Origin of the sequence: Microbacterium gorillae (assembly GCF_000826185.2) — a bacterium.
GTDB classification, from domain to species: domain Bacteria; phylum Actinomycetota; class Actinomycetes; order Actinomycetales; family Microbacteriaceae; genus Microbacterium; species Microbacterium gorillae.
The window spans coordinates 1,625,425-1,649,895 of sequence record NZ_LN648875.1 but is presented as its reverse complement, the minus strand read 5'-3'; the positions used below and the strand labels follow the sequence as shown (position 1 = coordinate 1,649,895).

Sequence of the window (24,471 nt, the reverse complement as noted above, 5' to 3'; positions counted from 1 at the left end):
GGGAGGCTCGATGCGCATCTTGTTCGACGGTTTCTGGTGGGCGGATGGCCCGGCGGCGAACCGCACCGTTCAGCGTGAGTTCGTGCTCGCCTGGCACGCCGCGTTCCCCGACGACGAGATCGTGCTCGCGGTTCGCCGCGACGATCACTCCCCCGTGCCCCCCTCGGTCGAGGTGGTGCGCACCCGCCTGTGGCCACAGGCCGTGGCCAACCTGGTGGAGCTGCCCGTTCTCGCCCGTCGCGCACGGGCCGACGTCGTCGTCGCCCACAACTTCGCGCCGCTGCTCGGGCGCTCCGTGTCGTTCATCCACGACGCGATGTTCGTCGACCACCCCGCATGGTTCACGCGCTTCGAACGCACCTACTTCGCCGCCATGCTGCCCAGCGCGCGACGGGCCGCGGTGGTCGCGACCTCCACGCGCACCGAAGCGGACCGCATCACACGCCTCGCCCCGCGACTGGCTCCGATCACGGTCACCGGACTGGCCGTTCCGCCCGCCCTCGCCGAGGCGGTTCCGGCCCGTCCGATCGATCTCGACGTGGACGGATTCGCGCTGACGGTGGGGCGGCTGAACGTGCGCAAGAACCTCGAGCGCCTGATCGAGGGAGCCGGTGAGGCGCAGCGCATCACGGCACGGACGCCGCTGCTCGTCGTCGGCAGCTCCGAGCACTCGGGCGTGTCCGGCACGCTGCCGCCGGCCATCGATGCGCTGCGCGATTCCGGACGCGTGCGCTTCCTCGGACGCCTGAGCGATGCGGAGTTGGCCTGGCTGTACGCGCACGCCGACCTCACCGTCAGCCTCACCCGCGATGAGGGTTTCGGAATGACGCCGATCGAGGCCGCGCACTTCGGTTCGCCGCTGCTGGTGTCCGACATCCCGGTGCATCACGAGACCGTCGGTGACTACGCGCGCTTCGTCGATCCGGACGCTCCGGCCGGCGAGATCGGCGCCGCGATCGATGCCTCCTGGGGGGCGCGCCCCGCCGAGACCGCGAGCGCCGCCGTGCGCGCCCGGTGGACCTGGGACCGGGCGGTGCGAGCTCTACGCACTGAACTGTGATCCTGGCCGGTCCCGCGGCTGGATATCATCTGAGTTCAGCGGTATCGGCCCGGGAGAGAGCAGGGGAGAGCTGTGAGCGAGTTCGGTGCGGCCATGACGAGGCTGCGCGAGGCGCAGAAGTCCTCACGCGGCGCACCCGCTTACTCACGTTTCGTGAACCGTCCGCTGGGCCGGCCGATGGCGGCGGCGGCCTACGTCGCGGGCCTGACGCCGACGCAGGTCACGCTGCTCAGCGGCGTCGCCACGCTCGGCGGCATCCTCGCGATCGCACTGCTGCCGCCGACCTGGTGGTCCTCACTGCTGGTCGCCGCGCTGCTCGTGCTCGGGTATGCGTTGGATTCCGCGGACGGGCAACTGGCGCGCCTCACCGGCCGCGGTTCCCTCGCCGGGGAGTGGCTGGATCACTTCTTCGACGCCGCGAAGGCCGTGGGTGTGCACATCGCGGTGCTGCTGAACTGGTACCGCTTCACCGATCTCGCCGATGTCTGGCTGCTCGTGCCCCTGGGGTTCACGGCCGTGGCCAGCGTGTTCTTCTTCGGCGTCGTCGGAGCCGACCTGCTGCGGCGCATCCACCGTCTGTCCACCCCGGGCGCCCCGCCGGCACCGACCGGGGGACGCACCTCGGCGCTGTACTCCCTCGCGGTCGTGCCCGCCGATTACGGCCTGCTCTGCATCGTCTTCCTCACCCTCTGGCTGACGCCGGTCTTCGTTTTCCTGTACACGGCACTCGCCGCGATCAACGCCCTCCTGCTGCTGGCCAGCGGCGTGCGCTGGTACCGCTCGGTCGCCGCACTGGAGCGGAGCTGACGTGGGGCGCTTCAGCGGTCTGAGCTCCGTCCGCGACGCCCGCGCGGCGGAGGTCGGATTCGTCCTGCGCGTCGTGCCGATGCTGCTGCGCGGTCTCGTGCGCAAACCGTTCCTGCGGGCCTCGACCGGCCCGCTGTTCATCGGCCGCCGCACTCGGGTGAGCGGGCTGCGCTTCCTCTCCCACACCGGACGCCTGGTGATCGAGGACGGCGTGGAGCTGCAGGGCACCTCCCGGGACGGTCTCCGCTTCGGCTCGGACGTGTCGATCGGCGCGCGCACCGTCGTGCGCCCATCGTCGTACTACGGCGGCGACGTCGGCGAGGGCCTCTCGGTCGGCGATCGCTCGAGCTTCGCCACCGGCTGCTTCATCGGCTGCTCCGGGACGATCACGATCGGCGCGGACGTGATGTGCGGGCCCGGAGTGCAGCTGCAGAGCGAGAACCACCGGTTCGACGACAGCGCGGCGTCCATCAAGTCGCAGGGCGTGGAACGGTCGTTCATCACGATCGGCGATGACGTCTGGATCGGCGCGAACGCCATCATCACCGCCGGCGTCACGATCGGGTCCGGCGTCGTGATCGGCGCCGGCAGTGTGGTGACCAAGGACGTCCCGGACGGTGCGATCGCCGCCGGTGCTCCGGCGCGCGTGATCCGGATGCGCACGGCGGCAGGAGACGCCCGGTGACGACCCCGCTGCGCGTCATGCAGTCCTTCGGCGCGCCGCGTGCGACGACGAATCCGTACATCCACCTGCTCGATGGTGCGCTGGCGCGGACGGACGGCATCACGCACCTGCGGTTCGACCGTCGGCGGGCGCTGCTCGGACGCTACGACGTGCTGCACCTGCACTGGCCGGAGACCCTGCTGGGCGGTGCCGCCGGTGCGCGTGCGCTCGCCCGCCGCGCGTACGTGGCCGCGCTCGTGCTGCGTCTGCGCTTCTCCCGTATCGCGGTGGTCCGCACCGCCCACAACGTCGACCTGCCCCGCGACGTCACGCCGTTCGAGCGGCGCCTGCTGGAGGCGATCGAACGCCGAACGGACCTGCGCATCGTGCTGAACGACCACACCGTGACCGACCCCGGTGCCGAGACCGCGATGATCCCGCACGGCGATTTCCGGTCCTGGTTCGCCGACCTCGGCGTGACCGGTGGCGAGGCGGTCGCCGGCCGCCTCGGCTTCGTGGGACTGGTGCGGCGATACAAGGGCGTCGAACACCTCATCGAGACGTTCCGCGCGACCACCGCCGCGGATCTCCGCCTGCACATCTCCGGCAACCCGACCAGCGCAGAACTCGCCGATGAGGTTCGCGCTCTCGCGTCGGGGGACGCCCGGATCTCCACCGACCTGCGCTTCCTCGACGAGGCGGAATTCGCCTCCGCGATCCGGTCCGCGGAGGGCGTCGTGCTGCCCTACCGGTTCATGCACAATTCCGGGTCCGTCTTGGCCGCGCTCTCCCTGGAGCGGCCCGTCCTGGTGCCGCGCAATGACGTGAACGCCGACCTGGCGGCCGAGGTCGGTCCGGGGTGGGTGCTCATGTACGACGGCGAACTGGACGCGGACGATCTGACCGCATTCCTGCCCGCCGTCCGCGCAGAGCGCGTCAGCGCGCCCGACCTGTCGGCGCGGACCTGGGACAGCGTGGGTGCGCGGCATCGCGAGGCGTTCCGCCGCGCCGTCGCGGCCCGGGCGGCGACGAGGAAGCGATGACCCGCTCCCTGGTCATCGCGATCCCGACCCTGCGCCGCCCGGCGCTGCTGGATCGCCTGCTGAGCGCGCTGCCCTCGCAGCTGGACGCACTGAGCGCGCAGCACGACGTCTCCGGACGCGTCATCGTACTCGACAACGACCCGGACGCGTCGGCCGCCGAGGTGGCGCAGCGACACGGCGTGCAATGCGTCGCCGTTCCCGCTCCGGGTCTCGCCGCGGTCCGGAATGCGGCTCTGGACGCCGCCACCGTCGATGACGCCCTCGTCTTCATCGACGACGACGAGGTCCCGGCCGACGGCTGGCTCGCCGCCCTCACCGGACCCTGGGTGCGCGGCGAGGCCGAGGTGGTCTCCGGCCGCGTCGAGTCCACGTTCCCCCACGCGGACCCGTGGATCGAAGCCGGTGGCTTCTTCCGTCGCGTCCGCTTCGACGCCGGTGCGGCGATGCCGTTCGCCGCCACCAACAACCTGCTGCTGGATGTGGCCGCCGTCCGCGCAAGTGGGGTCCGGTTCGACGCGAAGTTCGGTCTGTCCGGGGGTGAGGACATCGACCTCACTCGGCGACTCGTGTCCGGCGGCGCGCGCATCGTCTCCTGCCCGGATGCCCTCGTGTACGACGTCGTTCCGGCGGACCGGATGACGCGTGCCTGGGTGCTGCGACGGGCCTTCCGCGTGGGCACGACAGCCGTGCGAGGACAGGTGGCGACGGCGACCGGCGCGCGCGCGATCGCGGTGCGTCTGCGCGGCGCGGGTGTCGGCGCGGCCCGCGTCGGCGCCGGGTTGGCGCGGCGCGCCTGGGGCCTCGTCCGCCGCGACATCACCCACGATGCGCGCGGCGCGAGGCTGACCGCGCGGGGCGCGGGAATGGTGGCGGGAGCGCTGGGAGTGACGTACCGCGAGTATCGCGGACGGCACACCGTCCACCACATTTGAGCATCAGTCCAACTTTTGGTGGCGTCCAAGGCTGTACGGGGGCTATGCTGACCACGACGGTGGTGGGAGTCGTCGATCGGTCCAGTGCGGACCGGACTGGACTGGGATACGCGAGCAGTGCTCGCGTCGTTGGTGATGCTAGGGCGCAATGACTCGAATCGGCTATGCCGCAGGTGCTTTCGACCTGTTCCACGTCGGACACCTCAACATCCTTCGCCACGCGAAGGAGCACTGTGACGTGCTCGTCGCCGGAGTGGTCTCCGACGAGATGCTGTTGCAGGTGAAGGGCATCGAGACGGTCATCCCCACCATGGAGCGCGCCGAGATCGTGCGCGCCATCCGCTGGGTCGATGACGTGCACGTCGAGACCACCCCGAGCAAGATCGACGCCTGGCGCGCCGTCGGGTTCACGCACTTCTTCAAGGGTGACGACTGGCGCGGCACCGAGAAGGGGCTCCGTCTGGAGCGGGAACTCGGCGCGGTCGGCGTGGAGGTCGTGTACTTCCCGTACACCGTGCACACCTCGAGCACCCAGTTGCGTCGCACACTCGACGCACTCATCGAGGTGCCCGCCGCGCGCGGGCTGGTGTGACCATGTTTCCGGGGCCGCGTGCGGCAGCGTCCCCGGTCGAAGATCGACGTTCGACCGGCTGCGGCCGGAGCAGGAACGTCGACGACGTCCGGAAGCGCCTCGTGCGCACATGTCCGGGATGGGGACCGATACCCCCCGCCCGGATGTTCCGGACGCGCCGTGGCACGGCAGGCGCATCCCCAGCATCCCCAGTCCGCCCACCGTGCCACGGCCCCCTGACGAGCCCGAGCTCCGCCGCCTGACCCGCTGCGCGGTGCGCGCGTCGGCCGATCGAGGCCGAGGATCATCCCGTCAGTGCGTGGCGAGCCAGTCCTGCGCTTTGTACCAGCCCATCAGAGCCAGACCGTGCCGCAATTGCGCGCCGGCCTCGGCGAAGGGCACCCGGCGGACATCGATCAGCTCGCTCGCGTCCAGGCGCTGCTCGCCCGTGCGCACGCAGTCCGTCGCCAGGAAGTAGTGCGCTCGATTGTTCTGATTACCCGCGTTCGCCCACACCCAGCCGAGGTCGATGAGTGCGGCGCCCGCGTAGCCGGTCTCCTCCGCGAGTTCCCGCGCGGCGCCGACGGCGGGCTCCTCGCCCGGGTTCAGGGCTCCCGCCGGCAACCCCGGCATCACTTCGCCCGCGCCGTGGCGGTACTCGTCCACGATGAGCATCCGCCCGTCCGCCGTGAGCGCGACGACGTTAACCCACTCCGCCTGCTCCAGCACGTAGTACGGCGCGATCTCCCGTCCCAGCACGTCGCGGCAGTCGTCCGCCCGCAGGTGCACCCACCGGTCATCGATGATGCGGCGGGTGTCGGTCACGGTCCACGGCCTCGGTGAAGTCACCCCCACACGCTAGCGTCCGAGACACCCAGGCACGTCCGATACCCAGCGCGATGCGGGGCGTCTCGGACGTGCTTGGGTGTCTCGCGGTCAAACAGCGCGGGGGTAGCGTGGGTGGGTGTCGTTGACTCTGCAGGAAGCCCGTGTCCGTGCCGACCTGATCCGGGAGGTCGACACCGTCGTCCACCTCGATCTCCGACCCGAGGATCGCTTCGTCCTCGACGCGACGGTGACGTTCGCGTGCTCGTCACCGGGAGCGTCCTCGTTCCTGGAGCTGACCGGCGCCGAAGACGTCGAGATCACCACGTCCGGCGACACCACCGCGACCTACGACGGCGCGCGCATCGCCCTGACGGACCTCGCTGCGCAGAACTCCGTGACGGTGCGCGCGACGATGCCCTACGTCACCGACGGCGACGGGATGACCGTGGTCACCGACCCCGCCGACGGCGAGCGGTACGTCAGCGCGTACACCGCGATGGACGTCGCGCAGAAGGTCATCCCGTGCTTCGATCAGCCGGACCTCAAGTCCTCTTTCACGGTCTCGGTCACCGCGCCGTCGCACTGGACGGTGCTCGCCAACGGCCGGTTGGACCGGCGCGAGGGTGACACCTGGCACTTCCGGAAGACCCCGCGGTTCTCCTCGTACATCTTCTTCCTCTGCGGCGGACCCTACGTCTCGATCACCTGGGACGAGCCGTACGCGGGCGGAACCCTCCCGTTCGGCTGGCATGCGCGCGCTTCTCAGGAGCCGGAGCTGCGCCGGGAGATCGATGGTCTCAAGGCCACGACCTCCGCCGCGTTCGCGTACTACACGTCGACATTCACCGAGCCGTACCCGTTCGAGGACTACCAGCAGGTGTTCACGCCGGGTCTGAACTGGGGCGCGATGGAGTTCCCCGGTTGTGTGGCTTTCCGGGACGAGTACCTCACCCCCGCCCCGCCGACCGCGATGCAGCGCCACGCGATGAGCTCCGTGATCGCCCACGAGATGGCGCACATGTGGTTCGGCGACCTCGTCACCTTCCGCTGGTGGGAGGACTCCTGGCTGAACGAGTCCTTCGCCGATTACATGGGCTACGAGGTCGGCGGTCGTGCGACGGGTTCGTCGCTGTGGACGGCGGCGGCGCTCGGCCGCAAGCCCACCGCGTATCGCGCGGACGCCCGCCGCTCGACCCACCCGATCGCCGAGGACGCCGAGAACCTGCCGGACGTCGACACGGCCTTCGCCAACTTCGACATGATCACGTACGCCAAGGGCAATGCTGTCCTGCGCCAGTTGGTCACGTGGCTCGGCGAGGAGGACTTCTTCACCGGGGTGAACGCGCACCTGTCCGCGCACCCGTTCGGCAACGCCACGCTCGCGGACTTCCTGGATGCCCTCGATTCGGCCACCGACCGTGATGTCCGTTCCTGGGCCGCGTCGTGGCTGCGCACCACCGGGTATGACACCATCCGGGTCACCCGTGACGGCGACGTGCCGGTGCTCGTCCGCGATGGGTCGCGCCCCCACCGCTTCACGGTCACGGGCTATGACGACCGCGGCGCCGTCGTGCGCGAGGCCCTGGTCGACCTGGCCGACGGGCCGATCCGGCTGGACGAGTTCGCCGGGCTCGCGGTCCTGCCGAATTCCGCGGACGAGACATATGCCGCCCTGGACATGGACGCGGTGTCCCGCCGGGTCCTGGACCGCGCGCTGGGTGCTGTCGCATCTCCGCTGACGCGCGCGCTGCTCTGGGCCACCGCCGTGGCCGATGTCGAACACGGCCGGCGCAATGTCGGATCCGTCGTCGACCTGGCGCGCACCCAGCTCGCGGTCGAGAACGACCCGACCGTGCTCGAGGGAGCGATCGCCCTCGTGCTCCGCGTGACGATCAGCCACAGCTCGACGGCGGAGATCGGTGCGCGGCTCGCGGCCCTCGCCGACCTCGCGACCGTCATCCTCGACGGCGGGAATCCGGAACTCGCGCCGGCGGCCGAGCGCCTGTTCGCGCACGTCGGCGCCGATGTCGAGGTGCTCCAGGAGCGGTTGCGCACCACCACCGACCAGGCCGTCCGCTGGATGATCGTGCGGCGTCTCGCCGAACTCGGCCGTCCGGATCTGATCGCGACCGAGGCCGACCGTGACCGCACCACCTCCGGTGCGCACGCCGCGCTCTCCGCGGGCGCGGCCGTGGGCACGCCGGATGCGAAAGCGCAGTGGTGGACGCGACTGATCAGCGGTGAACTGTCCAACCGCGAATTCTCCGCGGTCGCCGCCGGCTTCTGGGGCATTGAACAGGGGGCGCTCGTGGCGGAGTGGGTCGCTCGGGCCCCCGGCGACCTGGCCGATCTCGCCCGCCGATCCGGGCAGGCGATGGGGCAGCTGATCGGTCGCGCGCTCCCGACCATCCCGACCCCGGACGACGGCGCAGCCCTCGTTTCGGCGCTTCGCTCCACCATCGACGGCGGGCTTCCCACGGTGGCCGCACGCGGCTTCAACGACCTCCTCGACGACGCTGAGCGGGCCCGCGCGACACGAATTCAAACGAATTCATAACGATGTGCGCGACCCCTTGCGATCCGCACCAGGATGCCGATCGCGAGGGGTCCGGACCGCCCTGAGCGGGGCGGTGCACACAGGGAATGCGGAGGTTTCGCCCAGGTCCGGGGCCGAAGGTAGGGGCTTCGTCGCCCGAAGCGAATACCCGAAGCTGTACCACCCCCACGGTGCATCAGCCCTGCCCACGGAGATCATGACCCCCACGAATAAGCGTCCGACGCGTCTGTCCACCCCCACTCGTTCGATCCTGACCGTCGGCCTCGGCCTCGTTCTGGCCTGCGCGGCCAGCGCGACCCCGGCCTTCGCCGCCCAGTCGATCACGGCCGGCGACTCCGCCACCGCGTCGGCCGCCGTCGAGACGATCGCCGCCCAGACTCAGGACGCTGATCAGGTCTTCACCGACGCGCAGGGCGCCATCTCGGATGCCGCCTCCGCGGTGTCCGAGGCCGCCCGCTCGACCCTGGATCTGACCGGCGTCGAGAAGACGATCGACACCAGCACCCTGAGCCAGCTGGTCGAGAAGAACCAGGATCTTCGCGGCATCCCCGGCTTCCTGCTGACGCAGGCGACCACCGCGATCTCGAACGAGACCGCCGCCGTCGAGGCGAAGACCACCTCCCTCCGCGAGGGGATCGCGGCCGCCCAGGCCAAGCACGACGCCGCCGTCCGGGCCGCCGCCGCGAAGGCGGCCGCCGAGAAGGCCGCAGCGGAGAAGGCGGCCGCCGAGAAGAAGGCCGCCGAGGAGGAAGCCGCGCGCCAGGCCGCGGAAGAGGCCAAGCAGAAGGCTGACGAGGAAGCGCAGCAGAACCAGAACCAGAACCAGGACCAGAACGATCAGGGTTCTGACTCTTCCGGTTCCAGCGGCAACTCGAACCCGTCCGCTCCGGTCCCGTCCGGCAGTGGCGACAACTCCCCGTCGGGTGCCAAGGCCACCGCCTACGGCATGCTCAGCTCCTACGGCTGGGGCGATGACCAGTGGGGCTGCCTTGAATCCCTGTGGAACCGCGAGTCCGGCTGGAACTACCAGGCCTACAACCCGAGCGGCGCCTTCGGAATCCCGCAGGCTCTGCCCGGTTCGAAGATGGCCTCGGCCGGCTCCGACTGGGAGACCAACGCGGCCACGCAGATCGCGTGGGGCCTGGGCTACATCTCCAACACGTACGGCACCCCGTGCGGTGCGTGGGGACACTCCGAGTCCTCCGGCTGGTACTGACACCAGCCCCACTCTCCCCGCGGCCGCGTTGACGATTCCTCGTCGCCGCGGCCGCGGCGTTCGTGGCACGGACGCGCGCCCCGGGAGGTCCGCCCCGGTGATCGCCGGGCATACGCTGTGCGGATGACCGCATCCTCCGACCCGCTGACCGCGATCGCCTGGCCGTTGCGGACCCCCCGCCTCACGATCCGCCGCGCGCGCCCCGCGGACGACGCCGTGGTGTGGACGTACCGGAGCGACCCGGTGGTCTCGCGCTGGCTCGGTGCCGCACCGGAGAGCGCCGAGGCGTTCTCGACGTACTTCCACGCCCCGCACCGACTGGCCACGACGCTGATCATCGAGCTGGCCGGGGCACAACCGGTCGTGATCGGCGACCTCATGCTCAAAGTCGAGGACGAGTGGGCGCAGGCCGAGGTCGCCGCCGCAGCGTCGGGCACCGGAGCCGAGCTCGGCTGGGTGCTCGACCCGGCGTACGCCGGCCGCGGCTACGCGACCGAGGCGGTCCGCGCGATGATCGACGCCGCCTTCACGCAGGCGGGGCTGCGGCGGGTGCACGCCGGATGCTTCGCGGAGAACACCCCGTCCTGGCGCGTCATGGAACGACTGGGCATGCGCCGCGAAGAGCACAGCCGGCGGACGGCGCTGCACCGGTCGGGCGTCTGGATGGACGGGATGAACTACGCGCTGCTCGCGGACGAGTGGGGGACCGGCGGTCCGACTGTCCCCGCCGGTTGAGATGATGGAGGCATGCCGAGTTCGTCCGATGCCTCCGGCTGGAGGGCGCAACTGGGGACCGGCGCCGCACGATCGGACGACGAGCGAGCGTCCCTGGCGCTGCTCTTCCAGCTCCGCACCCTGACCCGCGGTGGGTCGCAGTGGGTCGCGCCCCGGGCGGAAACGGCGCGTTCCGTGCGCCCGCGCGGGACGCAGCGCCTCGCCGTCCGCCCCGCGGTGCGCTCGACGTCGGGCAACTGGGTGACCGCCGAGGTGACGTGGGGGGACCTGCCCTACCGCATCGAGCGACTGCGTCTGGACCCGCGCCAGGTGGCCTGGTTCGGGCAGTTCACCGCTCTGCATCGCGCTGGATCGGAAGGCTATCGCGCGTCCGAGGCGGACTGGTTGTACCTCGATGACTTCGCCAGTCCGCTCCTCTGGCCGGCGTTGCGCGGCGCGTCCGATGTCGGCATCTCCCTCGTGGCCGGGAAGCGGGACGGATCGGTCACGATCGGCGAAGCGTCCGTGGCGGTGGACATCTCGCCCTACCCCGGCAGCAGCGCCCTGCGCTTGGAACCGCGCGTCACCGTCGCCGACGCCCCGGTCGCCGTGACCGGAACGATCGGCGATCACGGCCTTTACGCCTGCGAGTTCGAGGACGGGCTGCAGGTGACGCTGGCGACGGCGGCGCCCGCCGACGTCGCGATGCTGGGCTGGGATCGCGCGTCGCTGCGCGTGCCGGCCGGGGAGGTGGCCGAGTTCTGGCGCGATCACTATCCGGTCCTCGCCCACCGCGTGCACGTCCGCGGCGCGGGCCTCGACCTGCCCACCGCCACCCCGCGCGTCGTGCTGATCATCGAGTACCGACCGCGCGATGTGCTCCTGACGAGGTGGGCGACCCGCCTCGGGTCTCGGCTGGAGCCGCTGCCGGACCCGCCGTTCGACACGCCCGCACGGCTGAGCGGAGCGGACGCCGCCGCGTTCGTGCTGCACGATCTGCCCGCGATCATCGCCGCCGAGGTCGAGCTCGAAGAGGTCGGACGACGCCCGGACTACCGCGACCTCGCCGAACCACCGCAGTTGCGCATCGTCGCCGTGCCCCAGGACGGCGACAACGACTGGTTCGACTTCGGCTTCGTCCTCGTGATCGGCGAGTACACGGTTGCGCTGGCAGACGTCTTCCGGGCGCTGAGCCGGGGACGCGACAAGCTCCTGATGGTCGACAAGACCTACCTGAAACTGGAACATCCCCTCTTCGACGCGCTGCGCGAGCTCATCGAGGACGGCACCATGCTGAACGAGTGGGAGACCGGGGCCCGCGTCCCGCCGTCGGCGCTGCCGATCTTCGAGCCGTTCCAGGACGAGTCCGACGTGTCCCCGGAGGCCCTCGCCTGGCGGCGGACCGCCGCCGCGCTGACCGACGTCCCGCCACCGATCGACCCGCCGGCCGGGTTGCACGCCGACCTGCGTCCGTACCAGTTGGACGGGTTCCGCTGGCTGGCTCACCTGTGGGAGCACCGGCTCGGCGGCATCCTCGCCGACGACATGGGGCTCGGCAAGACGCTGCAGGCCATCGCGCTGATCCGGCACGCCGCGAACCGGGCCCCGCGCGCCGAGCGCCGGCCGTTCCTCGTGGTCGCACCCACGTCCGTCGTCGGAGCCTGGACGGACGAGTTCGCCCGCTTCGCGCCGGAGCTGACCGTGGCGACCGTGGCCGCGACCCGCGACCCGATCCCGGACGACGTCGATGTGGTCCTGACCTCCTACCCGCTGCTGCGGCTGGAGGCGGACCGCTTCGCGGTGCCGCCGTGGGACGGGCTCGTCCTCGACGAGGCGCAGTACGTCAAGAACGCCACGGCGCAGGTGCACGAGGCGGCCGCGGCGATCCGCGCGCGGGCCGTGTACGCCCTCTCCGGCACGCCGATGGAGAACACGCTGCTGGATCTGTGGGCCATCCTGCAGCTGGTGGCGCCGGGGATGTACGCCTCGCGGATCCGTTTCACCGACCGCTACGTCAAGGCGCACAGTGCCGAGCGCGTGGCCGAACTGCGGCGGCGGCTGAAGCCGATCCTGCTGCGTCGGACGAAGGCGAACGTCGCGAGCGAACTGCCGGACAAGCTCGAGCAGGTGGTCTCGATCGAGCTGTCCCGCGAGCACCGGGCCCTCTACGAGCGGTACCTGCAGCGCGAGCGGCAGAAGCTCCTCGGCCTCGTCGAGGACCTCGACCGCAACCGGTTCATCGTCTTCCGCTCGCTGACGCTGCTACGGCTGCTGGCCCTGGACCCGCGGCTGATCGATGCCGCTCCGGAGTCCGCCGTGCCCTCGGCGAAGCTCGACGAGCTCATCGACCGGATCGAGGATCTCGCCGCCGAAGGCCACCGGGCGCTCGTGTTCAGCCAGTTCACGTCATTCCTCGCGCTGGTCCGCGAGCGCCTGGAGGCGCGGGGCGTCCGCTACGAGTACCTGGACGGTTCGACGCGGCGGCGCCCGGAGGTGATCGATCGGTTCCGCTCCGGTGATGCGCCGGTGTTCCTGCTCAGCCTCAAGGCCGGCGGCGTCGGGCTGACGATCACCGAGGCGGATTCCGTCTTCCTGCTGGACCCCTGGTGGAATCCCGCCGCGGAATCCCAGGCGATCGACCGCACGCACCGGATCGGTCAGACGGAGCGCGTGTTCGTCTACCGCCTCGTCGCGCGGGACACGATCGAGGAGAAGGTGCTCGCGCTCGGTGAGCGCAAGCGGGCCCTGTTCGACGAGGTCATCGACGACGGCGACCTGTTCTCCGGCGCTCTCACCGCCGACGAGGTGCGCGCGCTGCTGGACTGATCCGACGGACGCGGGCCCGGGCTGATGACACGGAGCGCGCACGGCTGGACTGATCACGCGACGTCCCCGCGCAGCCGGACTGATCACTGCGCGCAGCCGGACTGAACACGAGACGCCCTCGTGCTTGCGCGCGCTCAGGCGATCGGCGCCGGTGCGGCCGCGCGATCCGTCGTGTCGTCCAGGTCGAGCTGGAGGATCGCCACACTCGCCCAGGTGCCGTGCTTGAAACCGGCGAGTTCCAGAGTCCCGGCGAAGCGGAAGCCGAATGCGGTGTGCAATCCGATGCTGGCCTCGTTCGGCAGGGTGACCTTGGCGAACACCCGCCGGTAGCCGCGTTCCCGCAAGCGCGCGAGCAGCTCCGCGTACAGCGCCCGCCCGCGGCCGCCGCCGACGGCGTCCGCACCGAGGTAGACGCTGACCTCGCACGCCCAGCGGTAGGCGGGCCGGTCGTACATCGGCACCGCGTACGCGTAGCCGAGGACGACACCGCCCTCCTCGAGGACGAGGAAAGCGTGCTGCTGCTGTGCGGTCGCGATGCGCACCGCGAACGCGCCCGCGGTGGGAACCGTCTCCTCGAACGTCACGAGCGTGTCCGTCACGTACGGCGCGTAGATCGCGACGCACGGTGCGACATCGGCGGTGGTGGCGGGACGGATCACTCGGGAAGTCACGTGAGCATCGTAGAACGGCCGCGTTTCCGGAGTGTTTCCCGGCACGCGTGGGATCGGTGGCCCGTCGTCAGAGCCGGGCCGATACGGTCGAGGGATGACGAAGAAGCGCCGGTCCGCCAGCAAGAACGACGCCTCGCCTGTGGCCCCCGCCCCGGCGACGGCCACCAGAGCCCCGGGCGCATGGCAGGATTCGCTCGGGCTGATCGCCACACGATCGATCCAGATCATCGCGATCCTCGTGCTCGCGACCGCCGTGGTGATCGGGCTGCGCTACCTCAGCGTCGTCGTCATTCCGGTGCTGCTCGCCCTGATCATCGCGTGCGCGTTCGCCCCGGTGATGAGCTGGCTCCGCCGTCGCGGAGTCCCGTCCGTGTGGGCCACGGTCCTGGCGCTTCTGGCCATCGTCATCGTCCTCGGTCTCGTGGTCTGGTTCATCGTGGTCGCCGTTCGTGGCCAATGGGGTGAGCTGTACGCCCAGGCGTCAGACGGTGTGGACAAGGTCATCGCGTGGGTGCAGACCACCGATTTCGCGCCGGACACGAAGCAGCTGCAGGAGTGGTGGGCGTCGCTGCAGCACTTCCTCACCAGTGCGCAGTTCGGTTCCGGTGCGATCGCCGGCGTCAGCGCAGCGGCCAGCTTCATCACCGGACTCGTGCTGATGGTGGTCGTGCTGTTCTTCTTCCTGAAGGACGGCCCGCGACTGTGGGCGTTCCTGAAGCGCCCGTTCAACGGCACCGCCCTCGCCCGGATGGACCGGATCGGGGAGAAGACGGTCAGCACGTTCGGGTCCTACGTCCGCGGCACCGCCGCCGTGGCCGCGGTCGACGCGATCGGCATCGGGGTCGGCCTGTGGATCCTGCAGGTGCCGCTCGCGCTGCCGCTGGCCGTGCTGGTGTTCGTCCTGGCCTTCATCCCCATCGTCGGTGCGACGTTGGCCGGCATCCTCGCCGCCCTGGTCGCCCTGGTCGCGAACGGTCCGGTGAACGCCATCTTCGTCGTCGGCGTCGTGATCCTCGTGAACCAGCTGGAAGGCAACTTCCTCCAGCCGGTCCTGATGGGACGCACGCTGAAGCTGCACTCCCTGGTCATCCTGGTCGCGCTGACGATCGGCACCGTCCTCGGCGGTGTGATCGGCGCCGTGCTGGCCGTGCCGCTGACCGCGGTCGCGTGGGGCATCGTGCAGGTCTGGAACGGTCCGAACGAGCCGGCCGGTTGGGCCAAGCCGCACCCCGGCGAACCGACCGCCTGAGTCTCGATCGGGCCACGGACGTCCCCGTCCGGGCCGGCCTCTGCCATGATCACGCCGGGTCTCCGCGTCCGGCGGTGGGTCCGGCAGCTGCGCCAGCCCGGACGCGTCGTTCACCGTGGAGTGATCCCGCTCCTCCGCCTCACTTGCCGGTGAAGTTCAGCGTGACATCGAGGAAGCGCGGTCGGTAGATCGTGACGTCGTCGTACACGCTGTTGACGTTGTCGAAGGTGTTCACGTTGTAGGTCACCACCAGGTGGTTCCCCCGACGGAGATCGGGGTGCTCGTGCGCGTTGTATGTCCACACGTTCGCGTCGTGGTAGCTGCCGGAGGCTCCGGTCTCCGGCGTGCGGTACACCGCCACTCCGGTGGAGAACGGCCCGGTCAAGGAGCACGACACCCGGGCCAGAATGCGCGTCGAGAAGAGTTCGGACGTGTCCTGGGTGATCATCAGGTACCCGTCCTGGTAGGGCGCGACGCTGAACTCGTTGGACACGTAAGGCGCGACCGGGACCGCCGCGGATTCTGCGGCCGACCATCCGGTGCCGTTCCAGAAGCTCCAGGTGCCGCGCAGTCCGTCATTGCCGGAGACACGGGCGAGGTAGGCGCTGCGAACGCCGGCGACGTCGTTGATGCCGTAGACGTAGGTCGAGCCGTGATCGCGCATCGTCCACGACCCCCAGTTGATGCCGGTGGCCGAGGGCAGGTCGGTCAGCGAACGCAGCGTGAGCGTCTTGCCGTCGAGGGTCGCCAGGCGATTGGCCACCCACGCGAAATCGAACGACCCGCTTCCGGTGCGGTGGAAGCGGAGGACCGGGATCTGGACGGTGCCACCGGTGCCGTCGATCGGGTTGCCGATCCAGTACCAGTCCCCGTTCGCCTCCGGCGGGATGACGCCCTCCGGTGCACTCGGGGTCCCACCGGTCACCGTGCGCAGGCCGTTCTTGCCCTGGACGACGATCGAGTTGTTCACGAAGGGGGAATCCTTCGGCCGTGCACCGTCGCTCACCTTCCCCAGGAACGTGTCCGAGAAGAACCACCCCGTGGTGTTTCCGCGCAGCCGGAGCGAGAAGGTGCTGTCCCCGCCCGTCCATCCGCCGCCGGTGTCGCCGTAGGTGGTGAACATGTCGGTCAGCGCAGTGTCCGTGCTCGCGGCGGCCGTCAGCGTTCCGCTCGCGAGCGAGCAGGTCCGATGGCCGCCGGTCGGGGCCGCGGCGTGCGCGGCGGGGGCCATCCCGAGCGTCAGCAGTGCCCCGAGCCCCACGACGCCCAGTCCACGGATCATCCTGTTCATCGCCGCTCTCCTTCGCTTCTCGACGATCGCCCGTCAGGGCGAGGGGACATGCTCACTCACGCGTCCATCGGCGTGGACGTCCACCCGGCGATCTCCGATCCGGACATCGCGCAGCACAGCACCGGGGTCACGGGTCGCGATCGGGCCACCCGCACGCACCGAGCCGGCGGCGTCGACGCGCAGTCCGAACAGCCCAGTGAGGATCAACTCCACCCAGGCACCCGAGGATGAGCACGCCCAGTCGATGATGTACGGCAGCTGCGGGGGCGCTTTGCGAGCGCCGCCGTTGATCGACGGTTGCGCCTCCGTCACGAAGTGGGCCTGCCCCATCGGGCCCTGATTGGCCGATCGGGCGAGGCCCGGCAGCCAATCCAGGGCGACCTCGGCGGCGCCGAGGTCGATCAGGGCGCGGGCTGCGTCCGCGGGCCACGCCGGATATGCACCGTTCCACTGATGGTCCGGACGGACCGAGTAGCTGGCATCCGGATCCCACGGTGACAGCGCGCGCATCCAGTTCTCCGTCTGCAGTTCCCGCTGGAAGAAGGCGACCATCTCCCGTCGTGTCCGGGGTGGCAGCTCCGCGGCGATGGTCGTGCCGACCACGCTGAAGTCGTAGCAGTGCCGCACCGGCAGGCGCGTCCCGTCGGGCTGCCCCGCGGTGAAGTACCCGGTGCCGGGAACGTAGCGGTCGATGATCTCGGGCACCAGGCGCTCGGCCTCGTCCTCGAGGTCCGCGGCCCGGGGATCATCGCGCAGCCGCAGCAGCTCGGCCGCCGTGCGCATCACCCAGACGTTCGCGGCGTTCAGACTCGCGACCTCGTGCGTGTACGAGCTCACGCACTCGAGGAGGTTGTCGATCTCGCCGTAATCCGCGAGCGCGCTCCCCCGACGCCGCCCCCGCCAGGCCGTCGCCCACGCGTGCAGCGCGTCCAGAACCGTCCCGTCACCGACCGGCTCATCCAGCAGCGCATCGTCCCCGGTGATGCGGATGTAGTCATGGACGAGGCGGGTCATCGCGTAATCGTTCACCGAGTACCAGTTGCCCACGGGCTCCCCGGTCAGCGAGGACGTGCCGAAGTGGGTGTGGATGTCGCGGTCCACCCAGTGCAGCAGCTGTCGGCGCATCTCGGTCGGATCGAGCAGCGCGTGCGTGAGCGAGGACAGGCTGTAGTCCCAGATGAAGGTCGTCGTCCCCCAGTAGTTCGGCATCAGGGTGTCGTACGTGCGGCCGAGAACGTTGCCCGCGTGGTCGCGCCGGAACCACACCACTCCCAGCACGGCCCAGTGGTACAGCCGGCGCAGCACCGGGTCCGTGGTCTCCAGCGTCGGCAGGTGACCGGAGAACGCCTCGTCATCCGCCCGGAACGCCGCGACGAGTTGTTCCTGCCAGAAGCGCTGCGCGCCGACGACCGCCGCCGGGACGTCGGCGATCACCCGGTCATACATCGCCCCGGCGGCCGCGGCGTCCGTCGCCAGCGCCGCCACGTATCCGCACCGGGCCTGTCCCCCGGCCGGAACGACGAGCTGTGCACTCACCTCCGCCCCGCGGCCGTTGCCACCGATGCCCAGGTCGAACCCCTCCGCGCTGACGACCCCACTCGGCCGGTAACGCGCCGGCACATCCAGCCCCTGCACGCTCCACGCCGTCCCGTCGGGGTCCCGGAAGACCACGCGATCGTCGGCGACCTCGACGAGGTTCGCAGCGGCCGGCGACTCCGCCGCACGCCAGCCCTCCGGCGTCACCGTCACGCGCGCGGACAGCGACAGCGCGAGAGTGACGGTGCGCTCCGCCGCCGTGGTGTTGCGCACCCGGATCTCGATCGCCACGGCGGTCTCGCCCGGGACGCACACCGTCGTGGTCTCCACTTCCCACCCGTCCCAGCGTGCGGTGCGTCGCTCACGATCCGGACGCCACTCGTGCGTGACCGGAACCCCGAGCGAGGCGAACAGGCGTCCGTCAACGAACAGCGCGGCGGTCCGCGTGGCCCCTTGCGACACCGGCGGGAACTGCATCACACTCACCGCGGTGAGATCGTGATCGACGCGAACCGTGCCGAGGAAGTTCGTCAGTCCGGTCGGGGCGATCATGTCGTCGTCGTGGTGCGTCACCGGATCGGCGGCGAGTTCGTCGAGGGTGGGGGTCTGCGGGTGCACGCCCGTCCTTTCGTCAGGTCTGTCCGAGCGCGAGGCCACGGGAGAAGAAGCGCTGCGTCGCCAGGAAGAGGATCACGGTCGGCAGCGAGACCAGCACGGCGGCGGCCAGCACGGTGGACATCTGCGCGCCGCCGTATGTGGACTGCATGCCCGAGAGGGTCGTGATGATCGGCCGGATGTCGTCGGACTGACTCAGGGTCAGACCCAGCAGCAGGTCGTTCCAGACGAAGGTCGCCTGCAGGATGAAGATCGCCACCAGCGCGCTGGAGGCCATCGGCAGGTACATCCGCAGGAAGATCCGCCAGGTCGTGGCCCCGTCCAGCACGGCCGCCTCGAAGATGCTGTGCGCGATGCCGGTGAAGAAATTGCGCATCACGAACGCGGAGAACGGGATCGAGATGGCGGTGTAGACGATCACCATGCCCGTCCGGGTGTCGAACAGCCCGGTCCGGGAATAGCCGTCGAACAGCGGCAGCAGGATCATCTGCAGGGGGAAGATCGTGCCGCCGAAGATGAAGACGAACCACGCGAACCCGTGTCGCAGGTGGAGAGCGACGATCGCGAAGCCCGCGGCCGCGCCGACCAGGACCGCGATCGCCGGCGAGAGGATCGCGTACAGCAGCGTGCTCAGCACGCTGCCGGCGAGCCCGGACAGCTCGAGTGCGGCGCCGAAATTCTGGAAGAGGTGGAAGTCGGTCACGGCCCAGGCGGTCTTCGAGGTGAAGGTGGTCGGGTCCTTGGCCGCGTTCACGATGAGCAGGTACGTCGGCAGCAGCCAGATGATGCCGAGCACCACCAGCACCACGACGCGGATCACGGTGGACGGGTGCGTGCGGCGGTGCCGGAGCGCGGTTGGGTGGGAACCGGTGCCGGTGAGGATCGTGCGTGTCTGGCTCATCTCACACCTCGTTCTTCGGCGACAGCTGCTGACGCAGGTACACGACGGAGGCGACGAGCGTCACGACCGAGAGGAAGACGGCCACGGCGGACCCGAGCCCGTAGTTGCTGTTGACGAAGGTGTCCTTGTACATCGTCAGCGCGAGGGTCTCGCTCGCCGTGCCCGGACCACCGTTGGTCATGCTCCAGACGATGTCGAACGTCTTCAGGCTCGCGACGATGGACAGCCCGACCACGACCGCGGTGAGCGGACGCAGCATCGGCCAGATGATGCTGCCGAACAGCCGCGGACCCCCCGCGCCGTCGATCCGCGCCGCCTCGAGGGGCTCGGCCGGAATCGACTGCAGCCCGATCGTGAACAGCAGGGCGTTCACGCCGACCCCCTGCCACGCCGACGCGATGATCATCATCACCGTGTTCAACGGGGTGTCCAGCAACCACCGGGGCGGGTCGCTGATGCCGATGGCCGCGAGTGCCTGGTCCAGTGCTCCGTTCGAGGAGAGGATGAAGGACCAGATCACGCCGACGCCGATACCGGAAAGGGCGTACGGGATGAGGAACGGCAACCGCAGCCAGATCCCGCCGCCGAGGTTCCACGTCAGCAACGCGATCGCCAGTCCCACTCCCACCGGGATGACCAGCGTCCCGATCACCCACAGCAGGGTGTTCCCGGCCGAGCCGAAGAAGCCGCTGTCGGTGAACATCGTCACGTAGTTGGACAGGCCGACCCACTTCGGGTCGCTCAGCCCGTCATACGTGGTGAAGCTCAGGAACACCGTCCACAGCAGGGGCAGGTAGAGAAGGACCGCGACCAGGATCACGCCCGGGGCGATGAAGCCCCGGGCCGACCACTGGTAGCTCGTCGCACGCGCGGCCATGCTCTTACTTCTGGGTCGCCCAATAGGTGTCCGCCGCGTCCTGGATCTTCTGCAAGAACGGCATGGGGTCGCCCGGGTTCGTGTTGAACGCGCCGAACTGCTCGACGGCCACGGTGACCACCGACGTCGGCATCGCCTCGTAGAACCGCTCGTACTGGGAGTACTTGTCAGTCGTCACCTCGCTGCCGATCGCCTTCAGGCTCGGATCGCTCACCGTCGCCTTCGGGTTGAACGCGACATCCGGGTGCGCCTGGTTCCACTGCGTCTGCCCCTCGGGGGACATCCACCACTCGGAGTACGCGAGGCCGAGAGCCTTCTGCGGCGACTTCTCCGCCGTGCACATCGGGCCGGACTCCACCGCGACCGGGGTCGTCTGCAACGACGAGTTCACCGGCGGGATGATGAACATGCCGTAGTCCGTCCCGGCCTTCATCCCGGCGCTGGCGAGGTTCCCGGCGAACCAGGTGCCCATGTCGATCATCGCGAAGTCGCCCTGCTTGAGGCCGACCGCCGGGTCCACCGTGCTGCCCGGGTCGCTGAACCAGCCGGCCTTCTGCTCCGTGAGCCAGAGGTCCATGATCTTCACGATCCGCGGGTCGGTGTACTTCACGGAGCCGTCCTCGAGTCCGGAGTACAGCGCGGGGTCGGTCGTGGCGACGAGGTGCTGGAACCACTGGAAGGTGAACAGCACGTTCGACTGGTTGTACGGGGTGACGCCCTTGCTCTTCAGCGTCGAGGCGACGGTGTTCAGTTCATCCCACGTCGTCGGAACCTGCAGATCGTACTTCGCGAACGTCTTCTTGTCGTAGAACATCACCCAGTAGGCGACGTTCATCGGCACGCAGTACTGCTTGCCGTCGAACGTGTAGGTCTTGCGCAGATCCTCGCTCGCCCAGCCCTCCGAGATCGCCTTGTCCCAGATGCTCGTGGTGTCCGCGAGCAGGTTGTCATCGACGAGGCTCTTCAGGTCGTCGCCGGTGTGCCAGGTGAACAGACCGGGGGTCTTGCTCGTGCGGAAGGACTGCTTGATGAACGCGTTGTACTGGTTGGAGTCCGAGTACCCCGTCACCGACAGGGTGATGTCGGTCGCGGACTTGCTCGCGGCGTTGAGCTTTTCGAAGTCCGGCTTCCACGCCGCTTTGTCGGTGTAGAAGTTCAGCGTTCCGGTGGCGCCGGCGGTCGAGCTCGGCGATCCCGATCCGGAGCAACCGCCCAGCGTGACGCCGATGGCCGAGAGGGCCACCAGCGCAATGGCGGCCATGCGTCGCGATGTCATGAGGACTCCCTTGTCTCACTGGTGGTGGTATCGTTACCAATTAGCGCACACCGTAGCAATGCGCTGGGATCTGCGCAAGGTACTCACGGAGATTCGTCGCCGTCGCGCCGATCGTCCGAGTTCCGGGTGCCCCGGACGTACGCGGTCACCGTCGCGATCGATTCCGCTCGGGAGGCCGCGGTTCGTTCGAGCCGATACGCCCCGACGGCCGCGGGAACGACGAAGGTCTCGGCGTAGTGGACCAGGAACGGCGCGAACGCCGCGGTCGGGCTGACCACCCGCGCCTCGTCCCCCTCGACGAGGTTCAGCACGTGCACGGTGCCGTCGGTGTGCCGGTCCGAGGACGCGGTGAACCAGTGCCGCCTGACCTCGATGAACTCGAGCTCGTGCAGGCCGGTGCGCTCCTCCCGGTCCGGACCGTCACCGGCGATCAGCTCGACACGACCGACCAGATTCTCCCGCGTCCACGCCGTGTCGCGGTTCCACTGGATGTTGCGGACGCCGTGCTCGAGGTGCACCGGGCGCGGACGGCCGTCCAGCCCCACTCGCCCCCAGTCCCACAGTTTGAACGTGAAGATGAACGGTGTCGCGGAGATCTCCAGCACCATGGAGTTCGCCCCGGACGAGTGCACGGTGCCGGCCGGGATCGCGAAGTGGTCGTGCTTGCGTGCCGGGAAGGTGTTGACGTACCGCTCCGCCGGGAACGGGGCATCACCCGCTTGAGCCGCCTCCAGATCGCGAATCATCGCGTCCGGGTCGACCCCCTCTCTCAGGCCCAGGTAGACCACCGCCCCGGGTTCCGCATCCAGGAGGTAGTAGCTCTCGTCCTGCGTGTAGTGCATGCCGAACGTGTTCTGGATGTAGTCCGTGAGCGGATGAACCTGCAGGGAGAGGTTGCCACCCTCCATCGTGTCCAGGAAGTCGAACCGGATCGGGAATTCGGCCCCGAAGCGGGCGAAGGTCTTCTGACCCAGCAGCCGTCGCGGCTCCGTCAGGACGAGATCGAGGGCGGGGATCTCGACGACTCCGCCGTCCCCCTCGAGCAGCAGCGAGTTCTCCTCCGGGACGCAGTCGAAGCACCAGGCGTAATTCCGCTCGGACCGGTCCAGATCGATGAGCTGCTTCATCCACTGACCGCCCCAGACCCCGGGATCGAAGAACGGAACGAGGCGGAACGGACCCTCCGTCGCGGCGGCCAGGGCACCCCGGAACGCGGCCCCGGTGATCATGCCCGGCTCGTCCGGGCGCGCTCGCGCGGGAGCGAGGGCGGCGGAGTCGTAGACGAAGTCGACGCGATCGAACAGGCCCCGCTTGTGCCGATCGGCCACGCGCCACTCCACGAAGAAGCCGCGCTTGTACTTGCGCAGGGGATCCTCGTCGCCGTTGTCGCAGTGCCAGTTCGGCGCGCCCGCGCGCTGTCGCAACTGGATCTCCCAGCGCGCGAGGTCGGCGAGGACGAGGGTCACCGGTTCCGCCAGCAGCGGCTCCAGCAGCGCCGCACCCCATCCGGTCACGATGACCGGCCCGTCCAGCGCGGCGATCTGGCGAGCCAGGGTGGCGAGCGCCTCGCCGTCGTAGAAGTCCGGGAGGTTCTGGTGCGAGAGCACGCCGAACACCCGGTCGTCGGTGAGGTTCTGGGCGATCATCCGATCGATCTCGGCGATCGGGCGCGCTGCGCGTTCGACATCCATCAGGCGCCAGTCCGGCAGAGCGGCGGTCAGCTCGGCGTGGAGGGCGACGAGGTTCGTGCCCGGGTAGGCGTCGACCAGCACGATGCGCGACCCCGCCGCAGCGACATCACGCCAGGCGTCCGCACCATGACGCACCCGCTCCCCCGGCGGCAGCGGCACCGTGGGTTGGAGATCGTATGCACCGGGACGATGGTCTCCGGACACCAGCGACATGTCTCGATCCGCGGTCATGATTTCCCTTCGACATCGGCGGCCAGGACGGCCAGGCCACGCAGGACGGAATGCTCCGGTGCGGACGGCACCCGCACCTCGGGGCGGTGCGCCGTGGACCACAGGTGCGCGTCCAGCCAGCGCTCGATCCCCTCGCGCACGATGTCCCCCGCTCGCAGGATCCCGCCGGTCAGGACGACGACGTCCGGGTCGTACATGTGGCACATCGTGACCGCCACCGCGCCCCACACCCGCAGATGCGCCTCGATTGCGCGCCGTACCGCGAGGGTCGCCGTCCCGGCGGCGGCGGACGCCCACTGCTCCGGTCCGATTCCCGCCTCGCGCAGCGTGCGGCTGGAGGCGAGCTGCTCCGCGCACCCGATGTTTCCGCACGGGCAGGGTGGACCGTCGATGTCGACCGTCACGTGACCACCGAGAATTCCGGCATGACCGTGGGCACCCCGGATCGGCACCCCGCCCATGACCGCCGCCGTTCCGATCCCGGTACCGAGCGTGAGCAGCACCGCGTCGCGCACTCCGTCGGCACACCCACCCGGGGCGAGCTCACCGAGCAGCGCCGCGCGCGCATCGTTCTCGACCACGGCCGGGAGTCCGAACGTCGCGCCGGCCCAATCGATGAGGTCGACGCCGACGAGGGGCTCGTACTTGTCGTTCGCGGCGAGCATCGCTCGGCCGCCGGGCGCGAGCACACCCGGCACCGCGATGCCGACGGCGCTCACGCCGGCGACGTCGGCGACCGCGGCGGCAGCGCGCTCGAGCACGTCCCGGGAGCCGGTCTCGGCCGGGATCGCGAACGTGCGGATGAACTCACCCGCCTCGATCAACCCGATCTTGACCTCGGTTCCGCCGAAGTCGATCGCCAGCTCCACCGTCGCTCCTCTTCGCGCGCCCTGAATTTTGGTAACGATATCAATG

General features: G+C 69.8%; 20 protein-coding genes. 11 read left to right on the top strand and 9 right to left on the bottom strand.

The features are described 5' to 3' along the window. Nucleotides 1-10: 10 nt before the first annotated feature. From BN1193_RS17390 to BN1193_RS17365, 6 genes are all read left to right on the top strand, one after another. The gene (locus BN1193_RS17390; RefSeq protein WP_052460930.1) at nucleotides 11-1,060 is read left to right on the top strand and encodes a glycosyltransferase family 4 protein; all 1,050 of its coding nucleotides are present in this window, start codon (nucleotides 11-13) and stop codon (nucleotides 1,058-1,060) included. A gap of 72 nt (nucleotides 1,061-1,132) precedes the next feature. Beyond that, entirely contained in the window at nucleotides 1,133-1,867 is a 735-nt protein-coding gene (locus BN1193_RS17385) for a CDP-alcohol phosphatidyltransferase family protein (RefSeq protein ID WP_040168201.1), read from the top strand. Nucleotide 1,868: 1 nt separating this feature from the next. Continuing rightward, nucleotides 1,869-2,552, top strand: a complete 684-nt coding sequence (locus tag BN1193_RS18520) for an acyltransferase (RefSeq protein ID WP_052460929.1) — start codon at nucleotides 1,869-1,871, stop codon at nucleotides 2,550-2,552. Further along, nucleotides 2,549-3,574, top strand: coding sequence for a glycosyltransferase (locus tag BN1193_RS17375; protein ID WP_040168200.1), 1,026 nt, complete (start codon nucleotides 2,549-2,551; stop codon nucleotides 3,572-3,574). Before BN1193_RS18520 ends, BN1193_RS17375 begins: the two co-directional genes overlap by 4 nt. Beyond that, nucleotides 3,571-4,506: a glycosyltransferase family 2 protein gene (locus BN1193_RS17370; protein ID WP_040168199.1), complete on the top strand. Its 936-nt coding sequence runs from the start codon at nucleotides 3,571-3,573 to the stop codon at nucleotides 4,504-4,506. The genes BN1193_RS17375 and BN1193_RS17370 overlap by 4 nt, the downstream gene beginning before the upstream one ends. A gap of 148 nt (nucleotides 4,507-4,654) precedes the next feature. Continuing rightward, nucleotides 4,655-5,098 (top strand): adenylyltransferase/cytidyltransferase family protein, encoded by a 444-nt coding sequence (locus BN1193_RS17365; protein ID WP_040168198.1) that lies wholly within the window; start codon nucleotides 4,655-4,657, stop codon nucleotides 5,096-5,098. Between the two features lie 291 nt (nucleotides 5,099-5,389). Here the strand turns inward: BN1193_RS17365 and BN1193_RS17360 are convergent, their stop codons facing one another. Next, nucleotides 5,390-5,926, bottom strand: a complete 537-nt coding sequence (locus BN1193_RS17360) for an NUDIX hydrolase (RefSeq protein ID WP_141396724.1) — start codon at nucleotides 5,924-5,926, stop codon at nucleotides 5,390-5,392. Between the two features lie 115 nt (nucleotides 5,927-6,041). Between BN1193_RS17360 and pepN the strand changes: the two genes are divergently transcribed. From pepN to BN1193_RS17340, 4 genes are all read left to right on the top strand, one after another. Further along, nucleotides 6,042-8,462 (top strand): aminopeptidase N, encoded by a 2,421-nt coding sequence (gene pepN, locus BN1193_RS17355; RefSeq protein ID WP_052460927.1) that lies wholly within the window; start codon nucleotides 6,042-6,044, stop codon nucleotides 8,460-8,462. A gap of 196 nt (nucleotides 8,463-8,658) precedes the next feature. Continuing rightward, nucleotides 8,659-9,678, top strand: coding sequence for an aggregation-promoting factor C-terminal-like domain-containing protein (locus BN1193_RS17350; RefSeq protein ID WP_052460926.1), 1,020 nt, complete (start codon nucleotides 8,659-8,661; stop codon nucleotides 9,676-9,678). Between the two features lie 123 nt (nucleotides 9,679-9,801). Beyond that, nucleotides 9,802-10,413: a GNAT family N-acetyltransferase gene (locus BN1193_RS17345; protein ID WP_040168197.1), complete on the top strand. Its 612-nt coding sequence runs from the start codon at nucleotides 9,802-9,804 to the stop codon at nucleotides 10,411-10,413. A gap of 12 nt (nucleotides 10,414-10,425) precedes the next feature. Continuing rightward, complete coding sequence (locus BN1193_RS17340) at nucleotides 10,426-13,218, top strand: DEAD/DEAH box helicase (RefSeq protein WP_040168195.1); 2,793 nt, start codon at nucleotides 10,426-10,428, stop codon at nucleotides 13,216-13,218. Nucleotides 13,219-13,352: 134 nt separating this feature from the next. On the opposite strand, the gene BN1193_RS17335 is transcribed toward BN1193_RS17340, so the two are convergent. After that, nucleotides 13,353-13,889, bottom strand: coding sequence for a GNAT family N-acetyltransferase (locus BN1193_RS17335; RefSeq protein WP_052460966.1), 537 nt, complete (start codon nucleotides 13,887-13,889; stop codon nucleotides 13,353-13,355). Between the two features lie 94 nt (nucleotides 13,890-13,983). On the opposite strand from BN1193_RS17335, the gene BN1193_RS17330 reads away from it, so the two are divergent. Further along, on the top strand, nucleotides 13,984-15,138 hold the full coding sequence (locus BN1193_RS17330; protein ID WP_040168193.1) for an AI-2E family transporter: 1,155 nt from the start codon (nucleotides 13,984-13,986) through the stop codon (nucleotides 15,136-15,138). Nucleotides 15,139-15,277: 139 nt separating this feature from the next. On the opposite strand, the gene BN1193_RS17325 is transcribed toward BN1193_RS17330, so the two are convergent. The 7 genes from BN1193_RS17325 to BN1193_RS17295 all read right to left on the bottom strand — a co-directional run bounded on the left by BN1193_RS17325 (nucleotide 15,278) and on the right by BN1193_RS17295 (nucleotide 24,425). Continuing rightward, the gene (locus BN1193_RS17325; protein WP_040168192.1) at nucleotides 15,278-16,429 is read right to left on the bottom strand and encodes a DUF4185 domain-containing protein; all 1,152 of its coding nucleotides are present in this window, start codon (nucleotides 16,427-16,429) and stop codon (nucleotides 15,278-15,280) included. Nucleotides 16,430-16,462: 33 nt separating this feature from the next. After that, nucleotides 16,463-18,583, bottom strand: a complete 2,121-nt coding sequence (locus BN1193_RS17320; RefSeq protein WP_040168191.1) for a glucosidase family protein — start codon at nucleotides 18,581-18,583, stop codon at nucleotides 16,463-16,465. 13 nt (nucleotides 18,584-18,596) lie between these two features. Beyond that, nucleotides 18,597-19,481, bottom strand: coding sequence for a carbohydrate ABC transporter permease (locus tag BN1193_RS17315; protein ID WP_094770607.1), 885 nt, complete (start codon nucleotides 19,479-19,481; stop codon nucleotides 18,597-18,599). 1 nt (nucleotide 19,482) lies between these two features. Continuing rightward, nucleotides 19,483-20,358, bottom strand: coding sequence for a carbohydrate ABC transporter permease (locus BN1193_RS17310; protein ID WP_040168189.1), 876 nt, complete (start codon nucleotides 20,356-20,358; stop codon nucleotides 19,483-19,485). 4 nt (nucleotides 20,359-20,362) lie between these two features. Beyond that, complete coding sequence (locus BN1193_RS17305) at nucleotides 20,363-21,634, bottom strand: ABC transporter substrate-binding protein (RefSeq protein WP_040168188.1); 1,272 nt, start codon at nucleotides 21,632-21,634, stop codon at nucleotides 20,363-20,365. Between the two features lie 83 nt (nucleotides 21,635-21,717). Further along, nucleotides 21,718-23,556: a class I mannose-6-phosphate isomerase gene (locus BN1193_RS17300; RefSeq protein WP_230206543.1), complete on the bottom strand. Its 1,839-nt coding sequence runs from the start codon at nucleotides 23,554-23,556 to the stop codon at nucleotides 21,718-21,720. Further along, nucleotides 23,553-24,425 carry an ROK family protein gene (locus BN1193_RS17295; RefSeq protein WP_052460924.1) on the bottom strand — a complete coding sequence of 291 codons (873 nt, stop codon included), beginning with the start codon at nucleotides 24,423-24,425 and terminating at the stop codon, nucleotides 23,553-23,555. The genes BN1193_RS17300 and BN1193_RS17295 overlap by 4 nt, the downstream gene beginning before the upstream one ends. Between the last annotated feature and the right edge of the window lie 46 nt (nucleotides 24,426-24,471).